This window comes from Mycobacterium sp. 94-17, assembly GCF_035617725.1.
Taxonomy (GTDB): Bacteria; Actinomycetota; Actinomycetes; order Mycobacteriales; family Mycobacteriaceae; genus Mycobacterium.
Genome location: NZ_JAPIYN010000035.1, coordinates 1 through 22,289, shown reverse-complemented (window position 1 = coordinate 22,289; position 22,289 = coordinate 1). Strand labels below are relative to the sequence as shown.

The 22,289-nt window shown below is 62.8% G+C and carries 26 protein-coding genes and 2 pseudogenes; 15 read left to right on the top strand and 13 right to left on the bottom strand.

Annotation, left to right across the window (positions count from 1 at the left end; genetic code table 11):
- Positions 1-829: 829 nt before the first annotated feature.
- The 4 genes from OQ789_RS25285 to OQ789_RS25270 all read right to left on the bottom strand — a co-directional run bounded on the left by OQ789_RS25285 (position 830) and on the right by OQ789_RS25270 (position 2,453).
- Entirely contained in the window at positions 830-976 is a 147-nt protein-coding gene (locus tag OQ789_RS25285; RefSeq protein ID WP_324689089.1) for a hypothetical protein, read from the bottom strand.
- Between the two features lie 184 nt (positions 977-1,160).
- On the bottom strand, positions 1,161-1,592 hold the full coding sequence (locus OQ789_RS25280) for a DUF2510 domain-containing protein (RefSeq protein WP_324689088.1): 432 nt from the start codon (positions 1,590-1,592) through the stop codon (positions 1,161-1,163).
- Between the two features lie 71 nt (positions 1,593-1,663).
- Entirely contained in the window at positions 1,664-2,035 is a 372-nt protein-coding gene (locus tag OQ789_RS25275; RefSeq protein WP_324689086.1) for a hypothetical protein, read from the bottom strand.
- A gap of 34 nt (positions 2,036-2,069) precedes the next feature.
- On the bottom strand, positions 2,070-2,453 hold the full coding sequence (locus OQ789_RS25270; RefSeq protein WP_324689084.1) for a hypothetical protein: 384 nt from the start codon (positions 2,451-2,453) through the stop codon (positions 2,070-2,072).
- A gap of 134 nt (positions 2,454-2,587) precedes the next feature.
- On the opposite strand from OQ789_RS25270, the gene OQ789_RS25265 reads away from it, so the two are divergent.
- The 7 genes from OQ789_RS25265 to OQ789_RS25235 all read left to right on the top strand — a co-directional run bounded on the left by OQ789_RS25265 (position 2,588) and on the right by OQ789_RS25235 (position 5,788).
- A complete protein-coding gene (locus OQ789_RS25265; protein ID WP_324689082.1) occupies positions 2,588-2,899 on the top strand; it encodes a superinfection immunity protein in 312 nt (103 codons plus the stop codon).
- Between the two features lie 123 nt (positions 2,900-3,022).
- Positions 3,023-3,472, top strand: coding sequence for a hypothetical protein (locus OQ789_RS25260; protein ID WP_324689081.1), 450 nt, complete (start codon positions 3,023-3,025; stop codon positions 3,470-3,472).
- On the top strand, positions 3,469-3,780 hold the full coding sequence (locus OQ789_RS25255) for a hypothetical protein (RefSeq protein WP_324689080.1): 312 nt from the start codon (positions 3,469-3,471) through the stop codon (positions 3,778-3,780). The genes OQ789_RS25260 and OQ789_RS25255 overlap by 4 nt, the downstream gene beginning before the upstream one ends.
- Positions 3,773-4,399: a hypothetical protein gene (locus tag OQ789_RS25250; protein ID WP_324689079.1), complete on the top strand. Its 627-nt coding sequence runs from the start codon at positions 3,773-3,775 to the stop codon at positions 4,397-4,399. The genes OQ789_RS25255 and OQ789_RS25250 overlap by 8 nt, the downstream gene beginning before the upstream one ends.
- Positions 4,400-4,611: 212 nt before the next feature.
- A complete protein-coding gene (locus tag OQ789_RS25245) occupies positions 4,612-4,812 on the top strand; it encodes a hypothetical protein (protein ID WP_324689077.1) in 201 nt (66 codons plus the stop codon).
- Positions 4,809-5,246, top strand: a complete 438-nt coding sequence (locus OQ789_RS25240; protein WP_324689075.1) for a hypothetical protein — start codon at positions 4,809-4,811, stop codon at positions 5,244-5,246. The genes OQ789_RS25245 and OQ789_RS25240 overlap by 4 nt, the downstream gene beginning before the upstream one ends.
- Positions 5,243-5,788, top strand: coding sequence for a hypothetical protein (locus OQ789_RS25235; RefSeq protein ID WP_324689073.1), 546 nt, complete (start codon positions 5,243-5,245; stop codon positions 5,786-5,788). Before OQ789_RS25240 ends, OQ789_RS25235 begins: the two co-directional genes overlap by 4 nt.
- Positions 5,789-6,097: 309 nt before the next feature.
- Here OQ789_RS25235 and OQ789_RS25230 read toward each other — a convergent pair whose 3' ends face one another.
- The 5 genes and pseudogenes from OQ789_RS25230 to OQ789_RS25210 form a co-directional block, all read right to left on the bottom strand.
- The gene (locus OQ789_RS25230; protein ID WP_324689071.1) at positions 6,098-6,568 is read right to left on the bottom strand and encodes a hypothetical protein; all 471 of its coding nucleotides are present in this window, start codon (positions 6,566-6,568) and stop codon (positions 6,098-6,100) included.
- 161 nt (positions 6,569-6,729) lie between these two features.
- Positions 6,730-6,948, bottom strand: a complete 219-nt coding sequence (locus tag OQ789_RS25225; RefSeq protein ID WP_324689069.1) for a hypothetical protein — start codon at positions 6,946-6,948, stop codon at positions 6,730-6,732.
- Entirely contained in the window at positions 6,945-7,331 is a 387-nt protein-coding gene (locus tag OQ789_RS25220; protein WP_324689067.1) for a hypothetical protein, read from the bottom strand. The genes OQ789_RS25225 and OQ789_RS25220 overlap by 4 nt, the downstream gene beginning before the upstream one ends.
- Before the next feature lie 1,622 nt (positions 7,332-8,953).
- Positions 8,954-9,442: pseudogene (locus OQ789_RS25215) on the bottom strand (DnaB-like helicase N-terminal domain-containing protein); the annotation flags it as partial.
- A 172-nt stretch (positions 9,443-9,614) separates the two neighbouring features.
- Entirely contained in the window at positions 9,615-9,794 is a 180-nt protein-coding gene (locus tag OQ789_RS25210) for a ribbon-helix-helix protein, CopG family (protein ID WP_324689065.1), read from the bottom strand.
- A gap of 184 nt (positions 9,795-9,978) precedes the next feature.
- Between OQ789_RS25210 and OQ789_RS25205 the strand changes: the two genes are divergently transcribed.
- The 4 genes from OQ789_RS25205 (at position 9,979) to OQ789_RS25190 (ending at position 12,392) form a co-directional block, all read left to right on the top strand.
- Positions 9,979-10,722 (top strand): DUF6065 family protein, encoded by a 744-nt coding sequence (locus tag OQ789_RS25205; RefSeq protein WP_324689063.1) that lies wholly within the window; start codon positions 9,979-9,981, stop codon positions 10,720-10,722.
- Between the two features lie 40 nt (positions 10,723-10,762).
- Positions 10,763-11,005 (top strand): hypothetical protein, encoded by a 243-nt coding sequence (locus tag OQ789_RS25200; RefSeq protein WP_324689061.1) that lies wholly within the window; start codon positions 10,763-10,765, stop codon positions 11,003-11,005.
- Complete coding sequence (locus tag OQ789_RS25195; protein WP_324689059.1) at positions 11,002-11,889, top strand: DUF2971 domain-containing protein; 888 nt, start codon at positions 11,002-11,004, stop codon at positions 11,887-11,889. Before OQ789_RS25200 ends, OQ789_RS25195 begins: the two co-directional genes overlap by 4 nt.
- 173 nt (positions 11,890-12,062) lie before the next feature.
- Entirely contained in the window at positions 12,063-12,392 is a 330-nt protein-coding gene (locus tag OQ789_RS25190; RefSeq protein ID WP_324689057.1) for a DUF732 domain-containing protein, read from the top strand.
- 33 nt (positions 12,393-12,425) lie between these two features.
- On the opposite strand, the pseudogene OQ789_RS25185 reads toward OQ789_RS25190, so the two are convergent.
- Together OQ789_RS25185 and OQ789_RS25180 are read right to left on the bottom strand one after the other, a co-directional pair.
- A pseudogene (locus OQ789_RS25185) lies at positions 12,426-12,743 on the bottom strand (FHA domain-containing protein); the annotation flags it as partial.
- A gap of 104 nt (positions 12,744-12,847) precedes the next feature.
- The gene (locus OQ789_RS25180) at positions 12,848-13,063 is read right to left on the bottom strand and encodes a hypothetical protein (RefSeq protein WP_324689056.1); all 216 of its coding nucleotides are present in this window, start codon (positions 13,061-13,063) and stop codon (positions 12,848-12,850) included.
- A 337-nt stretch (positions 13,064-13,400) separates the two neighbouring features.
- Here OQ789_RS25180 and OQ789_RS25175 point away from each other — a divergent pair, with 337 nt between their 5' ends.
- Positions 13,401-13,580 (top strand): YegP family protein, encoded by a 180-nt coding sequence (locus OQ789_RS25175; RefSeq protein ID WP_324689055.1) that lies wholly within the window; start codon positions 13,401-13,403, stop codon positions 13,578-13,580.
- Positions 13,581-13,587: 7 nt separating this feature from the next.
- Here the strand turns inward: OQ789_RS25175 and OQ789_RS25170 are convergent, their stop codons facing one another.
- Positions 13,588-14,013 carry a hypothetical protein gene (locus OQ789_RS25170; protein WP_324689053.1) on the bottom strand — a complete coding sequence of 142 codons (426 nt, stop codon included), beginning with the start codon at positions 14,011-14,013 and terminating at the stop codon, positions 13,588-13,590.
- A 303-nt stretch (positions 14,014-14,316) separates the two neighbouring features.
- Between OQ789_RS25170 and OQ789_RS25165 the strand changes: the two genes are divergently transcribed.
- From OQ789_RS25165 to OQ789_RS25155, 3 genes are all read left to right on the top strand, one after another.
- On the top strand, positions 14,317-14,823 hold the full coding sequence (locus OQ789_RS25165; RefSeq protein ID WP_324689092.1) for a zinc ribbon domain-containing protein: 507 nt from the start codon (positions 14,317-14,319) through the stop codon (positions 14,821-14,823).
- A gap of 104 nt (positions 14,824-14,927) precedes the next feature.
- A complete protein-coding gene (locus OQ789_RS25160; RefSeq protein WP_324689052.1) occupies positions 14,928-15,245 on the top strand; it encodes a superinfection immunity protein in 318 nt (105 codons plus the stop codon).
- A 155-nt stretch (positions 15,246-15,400) separates the two neighbouring features.
- Positions 15,401-15,700 (top strand): hypothetical protein, encoded by a 300-nt coding sequence (locus OQ789_RS25155; RefSeq protein WP_324689050.1) that lies wholly within the window; start codon positions 15,401-15,403, stop codon positions 15,698-15,700.
- A 1,681-nt stretch (positions 15,701-17,381) separates the two neighbouring features.
- Here OQ789_RS25155 and OQ789_RS25150 read toward each other — a convergent pair.
- Positions 17,382-22,274, bottom strand: a complete 4,893-nt coding sequence (locus tag OQ789_RS25150; protein WP_324689091.1) for a non-ribosomal peptide synthetase — start codon at positions 22,272-22,274, stop codon at positions 17,382-17,384.
- Positions 22,275-22,289 lie beyond the last annotated feature (15 nt).

Genomic DNA, 22,289 nt, shown 5'->3' with positions numbered 1-22,289 from the left:
CCCTCATTCGTCCGGCTACGACACGCCGGTTCTCACTTCACGGCCCGGCTCGTACACCACCTTGGTGGACGCAACCCACACAGAAACTCCGCTGTGTGGTGGAGTCACACTCAGTATTCAGCGGCGCTCACCTTTATTAAGCCGCTTGCAATGCCCCGCACCACTGCCGCGCGGAGCCGATGCCCCTCTGACGGGCGACGCTCCCGGCCGGTTAAGCCGATACATAAATTATGCGCCCAAAATCCCCCAGAAGCAAGCATCAGCAAACAATAAACAGAACCAATTAGCGGGCAATAGCAAACACACAAACCCGCCGGCTATGCCCAGCGGCCACCAACCCCGCCACAGCTCCGAACACTTCCCCGTGACCACCTGCCCGACCGCGACACATCCCGCGGTACACATCCCCGCCACCAGCTGGTCCACACAGCCAGCCCCACCATGCCAGGCCGGCCAGGACACATCAGAAGGGCTATTACCAGCGGCGATGCACGTAGACGCGCTCACATAGGGAACGCATGCGACCACTACCGCGAACGCCGGCAAAGCTTATGGAAATCGCCGCGGCGCACCGCAGGATGGGATGGAATACCCCCCCGGCAGTGCTGCCAACGCTTTTCCCGTTACCACGGTGGCTAACCAGGTGTGACGTGCGGGTTGTGGTCTCAGCTAACTTTTAACTGCCAAGTCAGCGTAGTGTCGGCTAATTCGGGCTATAGCTAACTCGGGCCGGGTGAATGAGCCGTATTTCAGCTAACTGTTTGTATTGGGAGATTATTCGGGTTATTCGCATTTTTGGGGTGCGCTGGGCGCATTCGGCGTGGCGTTGTCATCGTTTGGTGGTGGCGGCTTTTATCGTCGGGTGATGGATGCTGAGGCTCGATTTGCCGCGCGTGGGATGAACGATGCGCAGCAGGATGCCTTGATTGTGAAGTTGGACCGGCGTGGCTTGCCGCAGAGTCAGATTGCTGCTCATCTGGGTATGACGCAGCAGGGCGTTTCTGGGGCGCTGCGGCGGCTTCGTGGGCAGAAGCGGCCACGGGTCTTATACGAGTCGTGCGGTGGGTGCTGGGAAGACTTCCCTGCCCCGCAGTTGGACGTTGACGGGCTGTGCAGCGGGTGCCGATAAGACTGGGCCGCACATGCGTCCGAGTTCTGGGCTAGTCGTAGTTGCGGTGACAGTAGTCTTCGATACCGCTCTTAAGCTGTGAGTTGACGTTCGAGCTTCCGCCAGCCTGGGCCTTCTGTTCGGCCACACAGTGCTTGTATCCTTCACTCTCCCAAGGCTTAGTGCTCAGTAGCACAACCGCGATGACCGCAAGCACCGCCAGTATCGCGAAGAGCAACGGCTTAAGGTTAATTCCCTGCGGCGGTGGGCTGGCCGGAGCGGGGTGGCCCGTCCAACGCTGGCCATCCCAGTACTGCCACGACCCGGGAACTTGGCTGCTTGGATACCACCCCGCTGCCGCTGCGCCCGGCTGCACAGTCTGCTGCTGCGAAAATGGCCGAGTAGTCGTCCACCGCTTACCGTCCCAGTAAGCTTCGCTGCGCTTGTCCCCATTGGGATTTGGATACCAGCCCGGTTGGGCCATGATCTGCTCCTTCGACAGTTCCGACCGTCATCTAACCGAGGCACCTCACTGACCAACCGCCAGGCGACCGCTCAGGCTGCGGCGGTGATTGCTCGCGCGTAGTTCACCATCCGGTGCACCTGTGCCACCGAGTCACGGTCTCTGACCGGGACTGTTGTCGAGTGGTAGAAGCCTGGTCCTTGGACGGTGACCTGGATGTGGCCCACCATATGGCTGTCTTTCATGAGCAGGAACAGCAGTCCGAGTAGGCAAAACCAGATGAAGATAATTGTGAGGACGACACCTGTTGTCGAGATGTTTTCCTGCCAGTGCCACATGTCGGTGACGGTCCACACTGAGCCGTGCAGCGGGTGTGGGCCTGTGGGTGTCATGACCCAGTGTGGTGAGATCGCGATGTCGCCGATTGTTGCGAGAACTCGCTCAGGCTGGCCCTGGTAGTTCATTGGTACCCCCACTCGCCGATTAAAGCATCGCGGCTCACGAGAGTGGGGTGAACCGCAGTGCCCAGTTGCCGTCGGTGTTCCAGACGTGGAGGGTGGTCCGGCCGCGCGCGTGGAAGGTGGTGGTTCCGCTGACGGGGTCGTCGCCGCTGGCGCAGTGGGTGACCACGGCGGGGCCGTCGCTGCCGTCAGCTTGCACGGGTGACACGATCAGGCAGTTGCTCGTCGCCTTATACGCGACGGTGTAGCCGGTGGCCACGAGGTCCGCCGTTTTTACCTGTTCACCGCTGCCGCTGACGTCGACCGGATAGGCCGGCACCGCAGGTGTTTGGTAAGTGCTGCTGTCGGTGGTGCCGACGCTGCCGTGGTAGTCCTTGTCGGGTACCGGTACGCAGGCCGCTACAGTCGCGGCGACGATCATGGCTATGGGTGATACTCGCCGGGGCATACCGTTCATCCGGTTCATGATTCGGAGCGTAGGGGCTTGGCGTGGTTCTCATATGGCTTTTTGTGAAAAACCCTGCGGGTGGGGCTGTTCGGATCTAGGGTGCTTCCGTGAGTGTGGAGAGAGCGGTCGCGATTGTCGGCTGGGTGCTTGTCGTGCTGGCCGCCGCGTGGGCCGTCTTCCTGTACAAAGCCATATTTTTTAGCGATAGCGGCGACATCTCGGCTCCTCGTGTTTTCGTTTTTGTGGCGCTCACTGCTCTTGGCCTCGGCCTCTACTTTCTGCCGACAGGTGTTGCCGCCTACAGACAGATCCCTAATATCGGGCCGGTGGTTGTGATCAACGTCTTTCTAGGTTGGACGTTCTTAGGCTGGGTGGCTGCCTTGGCAATGTCGGTTGCGGGCCGCACCGGAACCGACTGACCAAGGCCGTCGGGCAGAGTAGTTCCTCCCGTCTCCGACGGTTTGCCGTAGTCGCGCTTGAACGCAATGTCCTGGTGCGTGTTCCGCTGCGCTGCACCGGAAAACTAGCCATACCGTGAAGTCGTGAAGATCGTTAACCCGTCCCGTGAGGTCGCGCATTGCGCCGACTGCGGTGGGGACGTCGACACCACGGAGCACCCGGTGATCCATCACGAGTTCCAAGGCAACTGGCATTGCGTCACGTACAAGAGGACGCAGGTGTCGGTCAACCCGTCAGGCGAGATCCAACTTAATTCGCATGTCCGCCACATGGATGTAGAGGAGTTGGTTGTTGCCCTGCGTGCTGCGGTGCCGGTCGCGGCGGAGGCGCGGGCCAACGCCCAGGCTGTCGCGGATGCGCAGAAGCCGGTCCAGGTCGATCGGAAGGTTTTGAGTGAGCGGCTGTTGCCGTCGATGCCTGCGTTGCCGGGGCGTGCGGCGCGGCCGGCGTTCACGTCTGAACGGTTGGCTGCCGCGCGCGCGAAGCTCAGAGGTCAGGGCGGCAGCAACGACAACGGAACGGAGACGACATGACTGACAGCCGTGAACCAGGTGTGGTGATTCCTAACTGGGCCGATACCGGTCTTGAGGTGATCATCGAATCGGGCAAGAAGAGGGTGAATGGGGCGAGGCATCGGGTGGCTGAGTTGCATTACCTGGCCCACGAGTGCAGCGACAAGAAAACCGAGATCAGTGAAGATGAGTTGGCGGCAATCGCAACCGCTCTACGCACCCAAGAGCAACTGGCACCCCTAGTCGCTTTGAAAGAGGCCTACCGGATCTTCGACGCGAAGATGTACGACCGGGTCGTGCGGCTGAGTTCGTGGGTGAGTAATGACTGAGCCGTGTGTTGATCCGTTGCCGCCGCTCGTCACCGACAAGGATCCCGACTGGGGTCGCTACCAAGCGGATGACCCCGAATGGTTCCTGCGTGCTGCAGGGGAATTGATACGGCGTTTTTGTGGGTGGCATCTGGCCCCGAATCGCACTGAGACGGTGCACAAGGTCAAGATCGGCAACCACGGTGTGATCATGCTGCCGTCACGCCACGTGACGAACGTTGAACAGGTCACCATCTATCACGGTGCACACCCGCACACCTTGCAGCCCGACGAATTCCTATGGCACGAAGCCGGATATATCGAGCGGACGGCCCAATGGTTTTGGAATGACGGCTGGTATCAGGGCGCTTACGTGCTCGGCAGCGACCCGTACTACCTGCCGGTGACCAGCCCGGGATATGCCTCCATCACGCTCAGTCACGGGTGGATGGAGCTCCCCGTCGACGTTAAAGAAGTGGCCTTCGAGCTGGCTGAATCCGCGATGGCGCTGCGCGGTAATACCAAGATGGTTGAAGCGCCCATCGGGTTTAGGGTTCAGACCAGCATGAACGGCGGGGTCAACCTCAATGAGGAGCAGATCGCCCGGTTAGCGAATTTCAGGATCGGGATCACTAGCTGATGGGATCGCTGATACCGTCGCCGTACGACGTGATTCACCTGCCGCATGTCGTGGTCGCTGAGACCGACCGAGACACTGGCAATAATCTGATTGAGGAATTGCCCGCAATTAAAAGGCGATACCAATCTTTGAGTCAAATCGGGCGGATTCGCGGGTCATCAAAGACAATTCACAGCGCCGAGTTTGTCGACCGCGTGGACACAGAACTCCACATGAGCACAGCGGAGCCCCAGGTTTTCAACACCGGCGACGTGGTGGTGCTCTACCCCGAGTTCGACGAAGACGGCGAGTGGATCGACGGCAGTGGCTACCGCTTCGTCGTAGACGGGATGGCCATCGACAGTGGCACCTCGCCGTGGCCGTTGTTCAGTAAATGCTTTGGCGGGCTTGTCCGGATTAGGCGGGTCACATGACGATCCCGTGGCCATACCCGGTCTCGACGACCTCGATGCGCGCCGCGAAACTCGGGCTGCCCTACCCGTTGGTGCCGAGCCCGAAGCAGTACACCCAAGGCCTCTACGAAGTTTTGGACTACGAAAACGATTGGTCTGATTGGGTTCCGAATGGGGATGCGATCATCACCTCGTCGTGGGTGGTGGTGGCGGCGCGTCCCGAGGCTGGGCTTGCTGCGCTGACCATCCGTGACGGTGGCTATACGGCGACCAGCGCGACGGTTTGGGTGTCGGGTGGGGACGAGGGTTGCCGCTACGACGTGATGAATCTGGTTGGCACGCAGGGTGGTCGCGTCGGCCAGCGTTGCATCGAGGTCCGTATCAAAGGCTATCCGCATCACCGATGGGGCTGCTTGTCGGGTGGTGGCGCGCTCACCGCGTCGGTGGCGGGATGACCACGCCGAACGGGCCGTACCCGCCCGCCCCGCCGTATGTGTCGGCGCAGAACAATGAGCCAGCCTGGCCGACGTTGTTCCCGCCACCCGTCCAAGGGCTGGCGGTCGCCTACTTCGGCCAACACATGGCACCCACCCCCGTTGCGACGCGGGTGCCGAAACCTGGTCGGGATCAAGACATCGCGGCGGTCTCCGGTTTCCTGCGGGTCCAGGCTGGTGGTGGTGTGCTGCGGCCGGATGGGTTCCTCTACGACGTTGTTGTACATCTCCATGCCTACGCGCCGAACAACCAGGAGAGCCTCGCTGAGATCATCGCGATGCGCGCCGTCGCGATCGGCGGAAACGCCCAAGGAAGCATGCTCGTTCATCCCTCATTGCAGCGCCCGTGGTATATCACCTACTCGCGGGTGACCTCGCTTGCGGTGGCCTCCGCGGATCCGTTGGTGGCGATGTCACATTTCAAGGCTAGTTGCCTCTGGCGCACTCAAGGCATGGAAGATCCGCTACCGAACGACACCGACCCGTTAGGTGCCGGACTGTGACCGACTGGGCGAGGAAGACAGGCGACGGTGACTCTTGGCGGTCACTGCATGGCGATGTCGGTGACGACCTAGAGGCAGCCGCAGACGATATGACACCGGTCGGGGTCTGCGAGTCATGCCAGCACTACGCTTTTCGCCACAGCCGCAACGAATGCCGGCACGGTGATACACCGGTCGAGGTGGGAAAGAATACTGGACGACCGGTGTATCGCCAGTCGGAGCGGTCGAGCGGGCTATGCGGTTGCCAGGGCATGACATGGCAAGGCGAGCGGTACTTTATGGATCCTGTTTTCGGGGTTATCAGCCGAATTAGGGCGACGACGACGAATAGTTCTGCAGCGCAGCGCGTTTAGCGGTAACCGCAGCCTCAGCCTCAGCGAGGTCGCTGAACAAACCAACATGAATGCTGTTGCCGTTGTGCTTAACTCGGGCGCGCCACTTCCCGGTCGGCTCATGCCACGTCACCCCCACCACCCCTGACTTTTCGTGGCGACCCGCACAATCGTCACATAGCCGATCCGCGCCGAGTTCGGATAGCGCCGTGCGCTTCTTGCACCATCCGCACGGCTCGTATCTTTTTTGGTCACGTGTTTTGCCTGGACGCTGACGGGGTCCGGCGAGGTCGTTCCGTGTCAACGGTAGCCCTGCACGCTGCAACCGCGAATAGACGGTAGAGATGGAGACGCCCCATTTCGCGGCAATCTCGGTGATCACCAAGCCGCTTGTGTAGTCGGCGTACATGCGCGCTGCCTGATCGAGGTAGTGCTGCTCCCTATGCATAAGAACTCCTTGAACAAGAACTCCTGGTTGTGGTTGTGGTTGTGGTGCGGGCCAGGCAGGTGGCGCTCCCCGTAGAGTGCGGATCTTGACGCTCCTTGCATTCCGGCAATCCTGTGCCATGGATGACGACCAGGCGGTGAGTTTGACCCGACCCGCAAGCTTCATCGTGTTTCCCTATCGCGGTGGTCCACCGCCGCTTTCAACTCGTCGATGAGCGCGCTGGCTTCGGCGATGGTGAGGTCGTTGCTGCTATGCACTTGGCGGCCAACCAGACGGGACGTGACGGCCAGGCGTTGATCGCGGTCACGAATTCCAGCCTCAGAGAACAGAATCAGAAGCAGGCGAACCTGTCGGGCGGTGACCATCGGGGCGTCACTCATGGGGCACCCGGCTTGCGTCCCGACTTCAGTACGATCGTCGGATCACCATGAATGTTCCAGCGCCGGTAGTGCATCTGGCAAAAACCGCGTGCGTAATGAGAGTGGTGGCAGTTGGCCATCGTGCATCCGCGCCCGCTGGCTTCGCTTCCGGTCGGAGGCACTGGTTCTGCGGTCTCGGCGGTCGGGGTAACCCGATCGTCCGCCCGCTGCCATGTCCACACGTGTCGCTGGCAGGCAAAGGCATCGTCGCCGCGCGGCTTGATGTCGCACGCATCGACCATGCAGTAGCCCCCAAAGAAGTGACGCCAGTGCGTTTCGCAGAGTGGCTCGCCTTGCTGCGGCCGGCCGCAGCCAACCACCCGGCACTTGTCAGGCAACCCCATCGGCACTCCTCGTTTCGCATGTGATCTGTTCGGGCTCAGGCAGTTTCGACCGGCAGCGGTAGCAAAGTTGAGCGTTCCTGGCAGCCGGTGATGCAAGGCGTGCGCCGCAACTCGCGCACACGGGGCGCGGGAGGTAGCCGCCGCGGTGGGCGATCATTGTGTCTTTCCTTCGTCGAACTCTGCGATCCGTCGCTGAACTATCCGCTGCCGGTCTCGGATTGGGGAACAACCGGGATAGCAGGGCCACGGCGCACGACCGCACCCGGGGCAGCGAAATTCGGGGTCACGGACAATCACGGACAAGACGCCTGCCCCGGAGATTTCGGTGACGGTCATCTCCTGAGGCGTGCTGATCATCCGTGGTGTTTCCTCCCTGTTTGCTGTCTTTGATCTGTTGTCTGCCTGTCGCGACCTCCGCCCACCTCCGCCCACCTCCGCCCGGCGGACGGCGGAGGTCCCCCGTCCAGACCTCCGCCCTCCCGCCCTGTCTTTAGACGGGCGGAGGTCTGGGCGGGGGTCCGGGCAGGGGTCGTAGACGGTCATTCGTCGGATTCCTCGGGCGGAGGTCCAACAGCGCGGAAACCAGATGCGCCGCGTTTGCCGGACACTTCGACGAACCGGTTGTCCCGAACAAGATCTGTAGCGGCCTGCTTAATGTTCTTTTCCCGAGCTTGAATTTTGGCTGCGCGTACGTGGCTATAGAGCATCTCCAACGAACTGACGGTCTGGTCGGGCAGCGAAGCGACCACCACGTAGATCAACTCAGCCAGTTCGGCCAACTCGTTGACCGGGTCGGCGTCAGCGGCGGCACCGGCCCTGGGTGCGTAGAACCGCATCATGAAATCTGGGCCGTTGACCGCGTCGTCGATGACCAACTGGCCCATGAAGGTGATGCCGGGATGTTGCGTCGCCTCGCCGTTGGCGCGGAGTTGCCCCGGCCTGTCTTTGGTCACCATGACTTTGGAGGAACCGCGCATGTTCCGTCCGAACGGCTCGGTGTTCGTCAGCATGATCCTCGCGCCGTCCAACGCGTTGCCTTTGTGGACGGAGCCGAAGGCGTCTCGTCGGCTCGGGTCGTGAGCGAGCGGTAGGTGGTCACAAACCAGCACAGCGGCTCCCATGCGGCGGAACGGCGTGATGAGCTGCCGCCGGAAACTGGAAGCGCCTTCGGCCTCCTTGATTTCGGCACCCATCATCGACATGGCTTCGTTGACGCCGTCGTGGATCACCAGCGTCGGTGTCGGTGTCAGCATGGCGTTGACGTGCTGGGGCAGCGGCGGCTTGTCGGGTCCGTAGAAGTGGAGACGCGCCAGCAGCACCGTGGGGTCTACGTCGAGCAGGCGTAGCCGTTCGAGGGTGCTTGCCGGGTCGCTCTCCTCGTAGTGGATATAGACGACGTGATTGCCGGCGAGTAGTTCGGCGGCCACACATCCGGCCGCGAACCATGTTTTCCCAGACTCGGTTTCACCGAGGACCGCGTGTTCACGGCCCTCGTAAAGCAGCCGCAGCCCGTCAGTTCGGGAGATCCCGAGTGTCGGTTCGGGTGGCTGTAGATCACCGGATAGCCAGGGTTCCAGGTTGATCGGTGCCCAGCTATCCACCGGCGGCTCGCCGACCTGTCGCCGACTGTCCATCAGCGTCTGAACTTCGGCCTGCACCAGGTTGAGCACCTCGGCGACGTCGCTGCCATCTGCACCCGCGTAGCCGTATTGCGTGAGCCTGGTACCGGTCTCGACTAACCGCCGCAGCAGCGCTTTCTCGGCCACCATCTCGGCGTAGGAGTTGGCGTTGGTGGCGGTGGGGACCATCTCGATCAGCGTGTGCAGATACGGGGCACCGCCGACCCGGCGCAACAGTTTCCGCCGGCCCAACTCTTTGGCCACCAGGATCGCATCGGCCAGTTCACCGCGCCCATGCACCGCCATGATCGCGGCGTAGATGTTCTGGTGTGCGGGGCGATAAAAGTCGTCGGACAGCAGCAGCCCTTGCACATCGGTAATGGCCGCTGGGCTCATCATCATCGAGCCGAGTACCGCCTGTTCGGCTAACTCATCCTGCAGCAGCTGCCCGTAATCCCGGTCTGCGGTCGGCAACTCGATAACCGTGCTCATCGCTCCCCTGCTTCTCTCGGGGTGCATCCGGTTTCGTTCCAGCGCCGCGACATGCTTGACCGGAATAACGGAAATGTTTGGGGGGCAGCGGGGTTCGTGCTAACCTTATGGCGAAGGCGTCTCCACACAACTTCGCCGGAACCGCCGCCCCAACTACCAAGGGGCGGCGTTTTCATGTTCGGGCTGCCGCCGTTTCAGACTGCTGCTGGCGGTAGGCGGCGAGGGCACGTTTCACGACGACGTGCCTGCTTCGCTCTTCGGCGCGGGATATTTCGCCGATCTCCGCGTGGAGTTCGTCTGGGACGCCCATGGTGCGCCAGACGATGTTGGTGTGGTTTTTGCTGTTGGTCATGACGATCAGCATTCACCGGTTTGCCGTACAAACACCCACAAGACACGCGGGTGGCACCTTACACATCGTTGTACTAAATCCCTTGCACCGCAACGTAGTACACGAATGTACGTGCCAGTCGGGTGGCATCTATCGGAACGGGTCGACCACAAAAAAGTCACCCCACCATGCGAGGATCACCACCGTGGAACTCACCTGCTACGAACTGTGGGACAACCACGGGTTGCAGATCGTCCCCGCCGCGCCCGGCCGCGAATGGATGGGCTCGCACGCCAACCACTGTCTTCCGATGCTGATCGCCAACCAGAGCGGCTGGACGATCATTAACAACGCCTGGTTCCGCGTGCGGTGGAATGGCGGCGACGACAACTACGGCCTGAACTTCGAATTCCGAGACCAGCAGATCGCCGACGTCTACACCCAGGCCCTCACCACCGGCAGCGGCGTGATCCCCGGCCAACCCGCCTTCCCGAAATCCACGTTCGGGCAAGGCGTGCTGACCTGGACGCTGCCATTCCTGTTCCGCACCCCACCCGGCTACAACCTGCTGGTGCGCGGGCCAGCCAACCACCCCAAACATGGGATCACCCCACTCGAAGGTGTCGTGGAGACCGACTGGACGCCGGCACCGTTCACCATGAACTGGAAGATCACCAAACCCAACAAGTGGGTCACCTTCGAACAGGGTGAACCGATTTGCATGGTCGTCCCCCAGCGCCGCGGTGAACTCGAACAATTCCGACCCCGCATCCGGCCCCTCGCCGAGGCCGACCCCGACCTCCGTCGACAGTTTGAGAACTGGCGCGACGGCGTCAAAACCAACCCGCCGCGATCCGGCTACCAGCTGGACTACCTCAAAGGTGTCCGGCCCGATGGCACCCCCGCACCCGAACACCAAACCCGGCTCCGACTACACAACCCCGAGTAGTGAAGAACACCGCGTAGAAGATCACCGGCACAATGGGGTTATGAGCCCACCGGTCGGCAGCATCGTCCGCAGCGTCGATGGTGAATGGATGGCGTTGCCGCCGGAGTGCTGCCCGCATGGCCACCCACTCGGCCCGGGCCAAGTGCTCGTCGGACATGCCCCCTGCGGGTGTGGTCAGCGCGGCGGGCACATGACATGGACGTGTCGACGATGCGACGTCACGGCCTACGGGCCGCCGCTGGGCCAGACCTGCCGACTGCTGAACGGTGCCGGCCTGCGATGACGGTGCCAAACCATCCCCAACTCGAAGATTGCCTTTTTCACTACACAACCACCGCCGGGCTTCAAGGAATCCTAGAAAACCGCTGTATTCGAGCGACCGACTCTGCGTTCCTCAACGACTCATCGGAAATAACTTACGCAGCGGGCAGAGTCGAAGTCTTTTTGGAGAACCGGGTCAAGGAGCATGAGATACAAAACCACCCGGCGGGTTCACCGGAGCGCCGACGAATGGGTTTGATGGATGAGGCAAAATCCGCTTTGCACAGGTTCAACAAGGCGGACTACAACCTCGAAGGTAATGCCCGTACTGTATTCGAGGGCGCGACGTACGTCGCCTGCTTTACGGAGAAGCCCGATCAACTCAGTCAGTGGCGCGGCTACGGCGGGCGCGGCTACTCAATCGGCTTCACCAGAGAGGGCCTCAACCAACTAATAACCGAGGGTGATGAAATGCCGGTAGGGAACATCATCCAGGTGGGTTACGGTGAGCCGGCGCTCCAACAACTCGAAAAAGAAGTACACGACTACTTCGCTGGCCTGCCGACCTCATCCATAGGCACAAGCGGCCTCACCGGCTCATTCAAATTCATTTTTCCCAAACTGGCTACCGTGAAACACGGCGCGTTTGTCGAAGAGAAAGAGTGGCGCGCAATCGTTTCCAGATACGTCAAGTGGTACGCGAACTTCCTTCACTTTCGGGAGGGAACTCGCCTGGTCCCTTATCTGAATCTGAAATTCAATCCGGAAGCGGTCGCCTGGGTTTACATCGGGCCGGGCGGGACGATTCACGATAAACGCGCATTGCGTGCCTTCTTAGCCGTCAACGGATACGACTTGGACCGTGTCTGGATTGAACTCTCCGACGCACCGTATCGCGGTGACTAACCGTCCTCCTCGCGCGGCCCCGGTCACCCCCGACGACCAAGCAGCAGTTGATGCTCCCATTGACGCACCATCCCCGCATGTTGACTTGCGGCCTTGGCCCCCGTCGCACCAGTCTCCGCGACGGGAGCGACTTCTACGCGGCGATCCCTCTCATTCCACTAGCGTGATAGACCATGACCCGTGACGTAAGGAAGCTCTTCGGCTCATCGTTCACAGTTCTCGCCGTTGCGCTGGGCATATCAGCATTGCAGGCACCGACGGGCCACGCGGATGACAACCAATATCTGGCCGATCTTCACGCGCCGGGCATGGTGCATCCGGCGATACCGGACTCGGGTCTGATTGCTGTCGGGAACGATGTCTGCGCCAAATTACATGGTGGCGCAACCCATGATGCTGCACGTGATTGGCTCGTCGCTCATCTCGGTCACGCTGGCTACCAGGCAAGCAATGCCGAAGCCGGCACGGTGGTGACGTACGCACAGCAGGACCTTTGCCCCTGAGCTGGTCGCTGTTGTCGCTGCGCGCTCTCTGTCCTAGCGGGATTTCAACACAACCAGGCGAAAGCTGCCAATACAGACTTCGTCCCCGTTGGCCAGCGTGGCCGTCTCCACCAGCTCCCGGTTGACATAGGTGCCATTGGGGCTACCGAAATCAACTACGTGCAGTTCGTCGTTCTCCCAACGGAATTCCGCGTGTCGGCCGCTCACTGAGGCGTCGTCTAGGACGATGTCGCTTTTGGAATGTCGTCCCGCCGACGTGATCGGGCGATCCAGCAGGAATCGGGCTCCGGCGTTGGAACCCCGTTTCACGACCAGGAGCGCCGAGCCCGCTGGTAACCCATCGACAGCAGCTCCAAAAGGCAGCACGTAAGTAAAGATACGCGCTCAGAACGCCGAGGAACCAACGCCAGCTTGGCCCGCGTCTGGGGACGCACCTACCTACCTACGCCCCGCCGCTAGGCGGGCCGCCACTGATCCGGTTTCTTTTTGTCACTGAGGTGTCGAACGCGGGCCACGAGCGGTGAATGGCCCCGCTGTTTTGCCCAGTCGATAGCCGCCTGCTGCGTCTGGGCGCGGTGGAGTTCGCTGTCGGCGTGGTCTTCGACGACGTGATGTGTCATGGGGTCTCCATCGCGGCCTTTAGGTCGAGGTTCGACATAGACGTTGGCCATGGGCGCTTCTCCTCGCTGGGGGCTGGGTGAGCTGACCTATACATACCCAAAACCATGGCCCGGCCTCATCTACGCCATCGGCCTATTAGGTGTCCGCCCACGACTTTGAGGGGGCTCGTCAGGTCCTGGGATGGTCGATTTCAAACGACCTTTCGAGCAATGACCACTAGCGGGGTGTTCGACCTCTGCGAAAGCGCCACCAGCAGTGGAACGCGGCCCGCGCCCCGCACCACGGTCTCCGGTGCGGGGCTCACCGTCAAACGAACCCGTTGCAGGACTCACCCCATACCGGGAAAGATCCCCAGAGTGGACTCCCCGACGGACAAGGAGAACTGCGATGGCGGCCAAGTTCGAGATCAGCAAGGACAAAGCCGGCAAATTCTGGTTCCACCTCAAAGCAGCCAACGGCGAGATCATCGCCGCAAGTCAGGCTTACGACACTAAGGGTGGTGCGGAGAAGGGCATCGAGTCGGTTAAGACCAACGCTCCCACGGCGAAGGTCGAAGATTTGAGCTGACCGTCAGCTATGACAGCGGCGTGAAGGTCAGGCTCCAGGGCCCCTGGGTGTTGGATATATGCAAGGTGGTGCGCCCGGTGGCGCGGTATGTGGTGGTGCCGGTAACGCCAGAGGATGAGTCCTGCCCGAAGGCGTTGATAAGCGCGCTGCCGTCGCTGCCGTCGGCTTGCACCGGCGACACGATCATTGTCCAACTGGATGCCTGGTAGGTGACGGTGTAACCATGAGCTACCAGGTCGGCTGTTTTGACCTGCTCACCGGTGCCGCTAAGTGTGACCGGGTAGGCCGGCACTGACGGGGTGGAAACACTACTGGGTGCCCCAGTGTCACCCACGCTGCCGTGATAGTTCTTGTCGGCGATGGGTACACAGGCGCTGAGGGCAGCGGCAGCCGCCGCGACACCAATCATCACCAAGGGCCTACGAATCGTCATGGTCCTGCTCCTGTTCGGTCTGGCCCCCGTCGTGGGCCTGCGGCTGTGCCTTCGATTCCGAAGTCGAAGTGGCTGCCCTGGCTGCCCCGAATGCAGACCTCAGTCCCACCCTCGACGAGGCATTGCCCCAGCGCGCTGACAGATTAGTCGGTGACCTGGACTGTTCGCAGGCGATTTTCACCATTCACGATGTGAGTATTCCGTCAGGCACATACGCTGCGAATTGCCAAGCGGCAGCAGCCAGTTGCCTCCGCTTCCCGTTTGGCGACAAGGGGGTCAGTGGACTTGGAAACTGCAATCTTGGTGTGGCTGTTCTGCGTAGCCATCGGGGCGGCAATCGCCAAGTCGAAGAATCGCCGCTGGACCGAGGGCCTGCTGCTGGGCGGCTTGCTCGGCGTGATCGGTGTGATCATTGAACTGTTCCTGCGGGCTCAACCTCCCGGTCTTCCGCCGTCCGGTTGGTACCCCGACCCAGATGGCAGTAGCAGCCAGCGATTTTTCTGGAATGGCAGAGAATGGGCCGACTTGCCGGCGCGCGCAGTCAATGGCGGCACCGCCAAGGCCGCGGTCCAAGCGCCAACCAAACAATGCCCAGACTGCGCCGAAACAATCCTCGCTGCCGCCAAGGTCTGCAAGCATTGCGGCTACCGCTTCCCTCTTCCCGTCGCACACGAGACGATGATTCCGCGTGGCACATCCAGCAAGGTGCGGTGCCACCAGTGCCAACATGTCCAGACAGTCCCACAGAGCGAGTCGACATTCGCATGCGAGCAGTGTGACGCAAAGCTGAAACGCCGGACGAGGACCTAGGCTCCGGTTGCGTTGCCGGACTGCGATGAGCTTCTGACGAATTCATGTAAAACGCACAGCGGCCCGATAAGCTGCCGTCCGAGCCGGGCGCAGGGGGTGAGACGATGGGCAAGACAGGCGACATCGTTGGTACGGCAATTGCCGCGCTGGGCGCGATCTGGGCAGTCATGCTGTACGTCGCGATATTCGGCGGCGACTGGGTCATGACCTGGCCCGGTTTTGGAGTTGTTCTGCTTTGGGTCGTCGGAGTGCTGCTGGCGCTCGCTTTCTACTTTCTGCCGACGATCATCGCCGCACTTAGAGGCATCCCTAATGCGCTGTCGGTGGCAGTGATCAACCTGTTCCTCGGTTGGACGCTTTTAGGCTGGGTAGCTGCCCTTGCAATTGCAGTGGCTGGCGTCAAAATCCGTGCTGCAGACTGACCAATGACCGCCCTGGCAGGGATGGACACCCCGAACAATTCTGCTTCTACAAATTCCCCAAGTTGAGCCGTTGCGCCTCGGCCATCGCCCGTTCCTGGGCGTTGCCCCTGGTATACCGGTCCAGCATTGACCTGTCGCGTCATTAAGTGTCGTACGTGCGCCGTAACCTGAACCTCGTGATCCTCGATGCGTTCCGTTGCGCCGCCCAGAACCTCACACACCCCTGCCTCAAAGGCTGGTCGATGTGGCTGCGTATCGACGGCGACTCCGAGGATCCCGCCACCTGGCACCCGGTCCACACCATCAGCAATCACGGCTTCCGCACGGACACCACCCAGCCGTTCGTTGAGGCGTTAACGGTCTCGTTCCGTGACGACACACCCGACGTGGTCCTCAACGAGGCCGACCCCGTCGAGTTCGCGGTCCCCCGCCCATCCGCAGGGTCCAGCGAGTGATCCCCGCCGACGATGTGTGGGACGAGCAGTGGGACGCCCCTCTCACCGACGCCCAGTGGAACGCCGTGAAGTGGATGTATGAGGACCGGTCACAACCAACGCCGCCCGCCGCTGACTAGAACCGGGCGACCCTAGTTCCTGAAAGTTCAGGCGCGGCCCGGGTGCCGACGCTAGTTCGCCTGGTCTGGACGGACGATGCAGGATCGCTGTTTAGGTTGTCTACTGAGGAAGCCGGCCCAGTGCGCATTCGGGATTGAAGCACCGTGTGTACCAGTCGTTGCGCGAGGACCGTGGCGACTGGGCGGTCGGGAGGGTGGTCAATTGACCCCACTTGGGTTGCTCGCACAGCTCACACAGTTCGTCCGTTGGCTGCCAATCGGTAGTAGGCATCGCGGTCTCCTCAGCCGTCGCTGACTCATGCGGTACAGACCCTACCGAGGGGCACCGACCGAAACGGCCGTAAATCATCCCAGTCCGCAGTCAGTCCGCAGTTGGTTTCAATGGCTCCGATGGCTGCGATGGCGGCAGGATCTTTGACCTGCGGTTTCCCTTAGCCACCCTCCGTGACCTGGGCGGTATACCGCGAGAAGCACGGATTCAAAACCCGTCCAGTGTGAGTTCGAATCTCACCGAGGGCACCAGGAAATCTCACGTCAACGGTTTGCAGCCACTTAATAGTCGTTAACTGAGACCCAAGTCCTACGCGTTTCGTCGGGGCGTGACGGGTCCGGTGAGTCTTGGCGCTCCCCTTGAGCTGGCCCGTGCCGGGCACGTCGGTGGCCGATTCGTGAGCATCGACCGTCTTGTTCTTGATGTCCCGGCGCCGCACGGCGACGGCTTCCCCCGAAGCGCAGCGCCGAACCGACACGCGCCGCGACGAGGCGCAGGCCCGCTCTGCCCACCTGGCCGGTGCACGACGGGAGTGGTGCGCGACAGTTTCGCCCCAGGAACGTCTCAGTGAGGCGATCCGGTATTTAAATCGAGCCCGAGAGCAAGCGCTATCCCCGAGCCGGCACGGCTAAAGACCTATGCTGGGAATAAAGGGAATGCCTTGGATCACTAGGCATCCCGAGGACCCCAGCATCACACCGACCGCAACTACGGCAAGTGAGAGAGCCCTCAGCGTCTTTTTGGTGGCCTTCACGGTCATCGGTCACACCCTTCTGCTGATGAGACAAGCCGTGGCAGCGAGCGGACGGCTTGAAGGCTGATGCTATCGCGTCTGCTTACGGGTGTGAACCAGCTCACAGTCCCGGCCGGCATTGCGAGCCGGTTCCCAGCGCCCCTGAGCGCACACACCAACACAGACTTGGTGATCGACGGAGATCACCACCTTGGTGGACGCCACCGGGACGGCCGCCCGCTCTGCCCAGATTCCTTGACGAGCCGGCATCCCAGCAAGTCAAAGTCGATGCTGTTTTCGACAGCGGCACTTTCAATTTCTGGCATGCACGGATGGGTCTTTTCTGGCGGTGTGTCCTCCCTCCCGACACGGATGCCCGGCATCTACTTGATGCGCACGAATCACGTTGCGATTCAGAGACGTACGCCTGGTGAGCGGACGGCGGAAACCCAAAGCGTTGCAGCAGATCATCGTCGTGGCGTTCCTGATGTGAGACGCGCCTTCGTCATACCGGGCGTCGTCGCGCGCGGCCGACGGTTCGCTACCGGCCCGTGCCGTTTATGTGGTGATCGCGCCCGGGAAGCTCGGCTGCCGACTCAGGCTTCGCGCCGAGGGCGCGTCGAAGAGGGCGGACACCGAGAGGTCGATGCCCAGGGCCGTATTGATCACGACGATCGCTCGTAGCCCTGACAGCGAGTCCCCGCCCAGGTCGAAAAACGACTCGTCGATGCCGACACGGTCGATCCCCAGCACTTGGGCGAAGATGCCGGCAACGATCTCCTCGATCGGGGCAGCCGGGGCGCTGTGGCCGTTGCCGGTGTCGTGATGGTTCGGCACCGGTGTGGTCGAGGCGCGGGTTCTCGCTACCCGATTGCCCCAGGCGTGCTCACCAGTGTTGAGCGCGGCCAGCGCCGACAGCGGCCGCGCCGGTCCGGCGGTCATGGCGGCCAGCACTCGGGTATACCGCTCGATCAGTTCTTCGATGTCGGCCATGCCGAAAATGTCGGTGCGGTGTTGCACTCGCAGTTGCAGTTCGCGGCCCGGCCCCGCTTGGATCGTCAGCGGATAGTGATAGCAGTCGCGGTTGGCGAACGCGGTGATGTTGAGCCCGTCGACGCCCATCGACGTGACGGTGTCGGTCGGGTAGTTCTCGTAGACGAAAACGGTGTCGAACAGCCGGTCGTGGCCGGTGATGCGGTGGATCTCGCTCAGCCCCAGGTGCTGGTGCTCGAGCGTGTGCTGATGCGTCCGCTGCAGCTGGTCGATCAGGTCGGTGGCGGTGGTCGCGGCCGTGAGGTGGGCGGGGACCGGCACCGTGTTGATCAACAACCCCACCATCGACTCCGCCCCGGGCACCTCGGCTGGCCGCCCCGAGACCACGGCACCGAAGGCCACATCGTGCCGGCCGGTCAGCGAGGCCAGCAATAACGCCCAGCCGGCCTGCAAGACCGTGTTGACGGTGGTGTGGCACGAACGGGCCAGTTCGCCAACGGCACGGGTGGTCTGCTCGGGCACCGTAAACGACGCGATGCCTCGCGGCCCGAGACCCAGCCGATCCGGCGGGCCGACCAGTGTGGGGGCCTCAAACCCGGCCAGCACCGAGTGCCAGGCCGCGCGGGCAGCCTCCAGATCTCGCTCGGCCAGCCACGTGACGAACCGGCGATACGGGATCGGTGCGGGCAGCCGCCGGCCCTGGTAGCCGGCGAAGATCTCGGCCAACAAAATCGGCAACGACCACCCGTCAAGCGCAATGTGGTGATTGGTCAACACAATTCGGTAGCTCTCGGGTGCGGTGCGGATCACCGCTACCCGGAACGCCGGCTGCTCCCCCAACGCACACACCGCGGCGCGCTCGGCCGCGCACACCTGCTCGATCCGCTCCTCGATATCAACACCGTTGACGCTGTCGAGTTCGAGATAGCGCCACGGCGCCACCGGGTCGGCCGGGATGATCTGTACCGGCTCGTCGTATTGCTCGCTAAACCATGCCACCAGGTTGGGATGACGACCCACCACCACGCGCACGGCCTCACCCAACCGGGGCGCGTCCAGCGGGCCACTGACCGCGATACCCAACTGCACCGCATAAGCGTCGTCGCCCGAGCTTCGCGCCGCCCGTGCGTGGAACAGCAACCCGTGCTGTAAGGGGGTCAGCGGCAACACATCCGCGATCTGGTACCGCTGCTGCATCTTCTCAAGGTGCTGCTGACTCAACCGGGCAGGCACGACATCGGACGGCGTCAATCCACCCCCACCACGCTCGACATGCGCACAAATACCGGCCAGAGCCTCAAACCACAACCGACTCAATCGCTCGACCTGCGCCTCATCGAGCACCGAGGGCGCCCACATCCAATTCGCCTGCAGAGACGGCCCATCCTCGCCATCCACCGTGGCGGCGTTGAGCTCCACAGTGTGCGCCAACGGCATCCCGATCGCACCCGCCACACCCACCAGCGACAAACCCTGCTCACTCACCCGCCACAACTGATCGCCCCGCACCCCCGCACCACCGAGGCGCCCCAAATAGTTGAACCCGATCACCGGATCCGCCCCACCCAACTCCACCTCACCGTTCAGATACCGCAACAACCCGTACGTCAGCCCATCCGGCACCGCACGCAACTGCTCCTTGGCGTCCTTGACCGCCGCACCCAATGCCGCCTCCCCCGCCAGCACCTGCGCCCACGACAAACGTCCCACCCGCAACGCCACCGGATACTTCGCGGTAAACCACCCCACCGTGCGGGACAGATCCACCCCGTCGGCCACCCCCTCCTCACGCCCATGTCCCTCGACATCAATCCCCACCACGGCCGCGGGGTCGCCCACAAACTGCGCCCACGCCACGCCAAACGCAATCACCAAAATGTCTTGCACCCCAGCATGAAACGCCGCTGGGACCCGCCCCAACAACGACCGAGTCGTCGCCACATCCAACCGCGCCGACACATGCCCAGCAGCAGCAAACGTATCCACCCCAGGCTCCACATCCGCCAACACAGCCGGCGTCGCCGCGACCTCCCGCCACGCGCCCGCCTGCGCCAGCACCCGCTGGTCATAGGCGTACTCAGCCAACAACGACGACCACCGCGCAAACGACGTCCCCACCGCCGGCAACACCACCGGTTGACCGCTGTGATGCTGTGCCCACCCAATATTGAGGTCTTCCAACAGGATTCGCCACGAGACCCCGTCGACGGCCAGGTGGTGAATGATCAACGCCAACTCGCCCGTCGCCCGCGCCCACACCGCGCGCACCATCGCCCCGGCCGCCGGATCCAACCCCGACCGCGCCGCCACCACCGCCGCCTCCGACAACTCCTCCACCGCCTGCACACACCCCCGCGCGTCCACCGACCCCACTTCACCCACCTTCAACGACCAATCCTCACCCACACGCATCCGCAACATCGCATGCCGATCCAGCAATGCCTGCACCAGCACCACCGCATCGGCCTCGGTCACCCCTGCCGGGGCCTGCACCACCATGGCCTGGTTGAACTGGTCCACCGGTCCATCCACACCGGCCAACCACCGCATGATCGGCGTCGCGACCACTGGATCGGTATCGGCGTCGGCATCGATCACATCGTCAGTGCCGCTGGCGACCCCGGCCACCGCCGCCAACCGGGCCACCGTCTGCTCCACGAAAATATCGCGTGGCCGACACCGCACCCCGGCAATGCGGGCGCGCACGACCACCTGGATGGCCAAGATGCTGTCGCCGCCCAAATCGAAGAAGGAATCATCGACACCGACCCGCTCCACACCGAGGACCTCGGCGTAGATGCCGGCCAGGATCTCCTCGGTGGCAGTGCCCGGGGCCCGGTAGCGCTCGTCGTCGGTATATTCGGGTGCGGGCAGGGCGCGTTTGTCGAGCTTGCCGTTGATCGTCAACGGCAGGTCCTTAATGGCGACGATCGCGGCCGGCACCATGTAGGCGGGCAGCCGCTCGGCCAGCGCGGTGCGCGCCCCAGCCGGGTCGGCGGTGCCGGTGATGTAGCCCACCAGGCGCTTATCACCCGGGGAGTCTTCGCGGGCGATCACCGCCGCCTGCTCGACCCGGGGTAGTGCACTCAGCGCCGCCTGGACCTCGCCGAGTTCGATGCGGTACCCACGGATCTTGACCTGCTCATCGGCGCGCCCCACGTACGCCAACTGCCCATCGGCACCCCACGACACCAGGTCCCCCGTCCGATACATCCGCGCACCCAAGCCGCCGAACGGACACGCCACGAACCGCGACGCAGTCAACCCCGCCCGACCCACATACCCGCAGGCGACGCCGGCCCCGGCCACATACAACTCCCCGACCACCCCCGCGGGGACCGGATGCAGACAGTCGTCCAGAACGAACAACGCCAGGTGTTCCAGTGGGACCCCGATCGGGCTGGCATTGCTGTCGAGATCTGCGTCGACGATCTCGTGCACCGAGGCGTGCACCGTCGTCTCGGTGATGCCATACATGTTGATCAGCCGCGATCCCCGGTGGTGTTCTAGCCAGGGCCTCAGGCGCTGCGGTTCCAGCGCCTCTCCACCGAACACCACCGTCTCGAGCTTGAGCTGATCTGCCAGCTCGGGTGCGAGTGCGTCGGCGCTTTGCAGCGCGTAGAACGCCGAGGGGGTCTGGCTCAGGACGCTGACCCGCTCCCTCACCAGCAAGGCGTGCAGGTCCTCCGGCGAACGGGTCACCGAATCGGGCACGATCACCAACCGTCCCCCGCACAGGAGCGCGCCGAAGACCTCCCACACCGAGAAGTCGAACGACAGGGAATGACACTGCGCCCACGCCCGTCCCTCCTGCGATTCAGCGCCGAGGTCCTCCAGCAGTTGGGTCACGTTGCGGTGGGTGATGGCCACGCCTTTGGGTGTGCCGGTGGTGCCCGAGGTGTAGATCAGATAAGCGATGTCCTCGGGCGCCGGCGCCGGTAGCGCCGCGTCGGGGCAGGCCGTGATCTGGGGATCATTGAGATCGATCACCGCGACGTCGTGGCCGTCCAGCCGCCCAGCCAGCATGGCGGTGGTGATCACCGCGCACGGGGCGGCGTCCTCGAGCATGAACGCGACCCGCGAATCAGGCAACGCCGGATCCAGCGCCACATACGCCGCCCCCGACTTCAGGACGGCCAGCATCGCCACGACCGCCTGCGCCGACCGCTCCACCAACAACGCCACACACTCACCCGCCCCCGCACCCGCACCAACCAGGAAGTGCGCCAACCGATTCGACGCCTCATCCAACTCCTGATACGTCAGAGTCTGGTCCGCGAAACTGACCGCCACCGCCTCCGGGGTGGCCGCCACATGCACACCGAACAACACCGGAATCGACACCCCCACCATCGCGGGCTGGTCCAACACACCCCGATTCCCCATCGCCTCCACACCGGCGCGCTCACCGGCCCCAAGCACCCCAATACCCGAAAGCCGCAGCCCGGGATCACCCACCATCTCCTCAAGCAC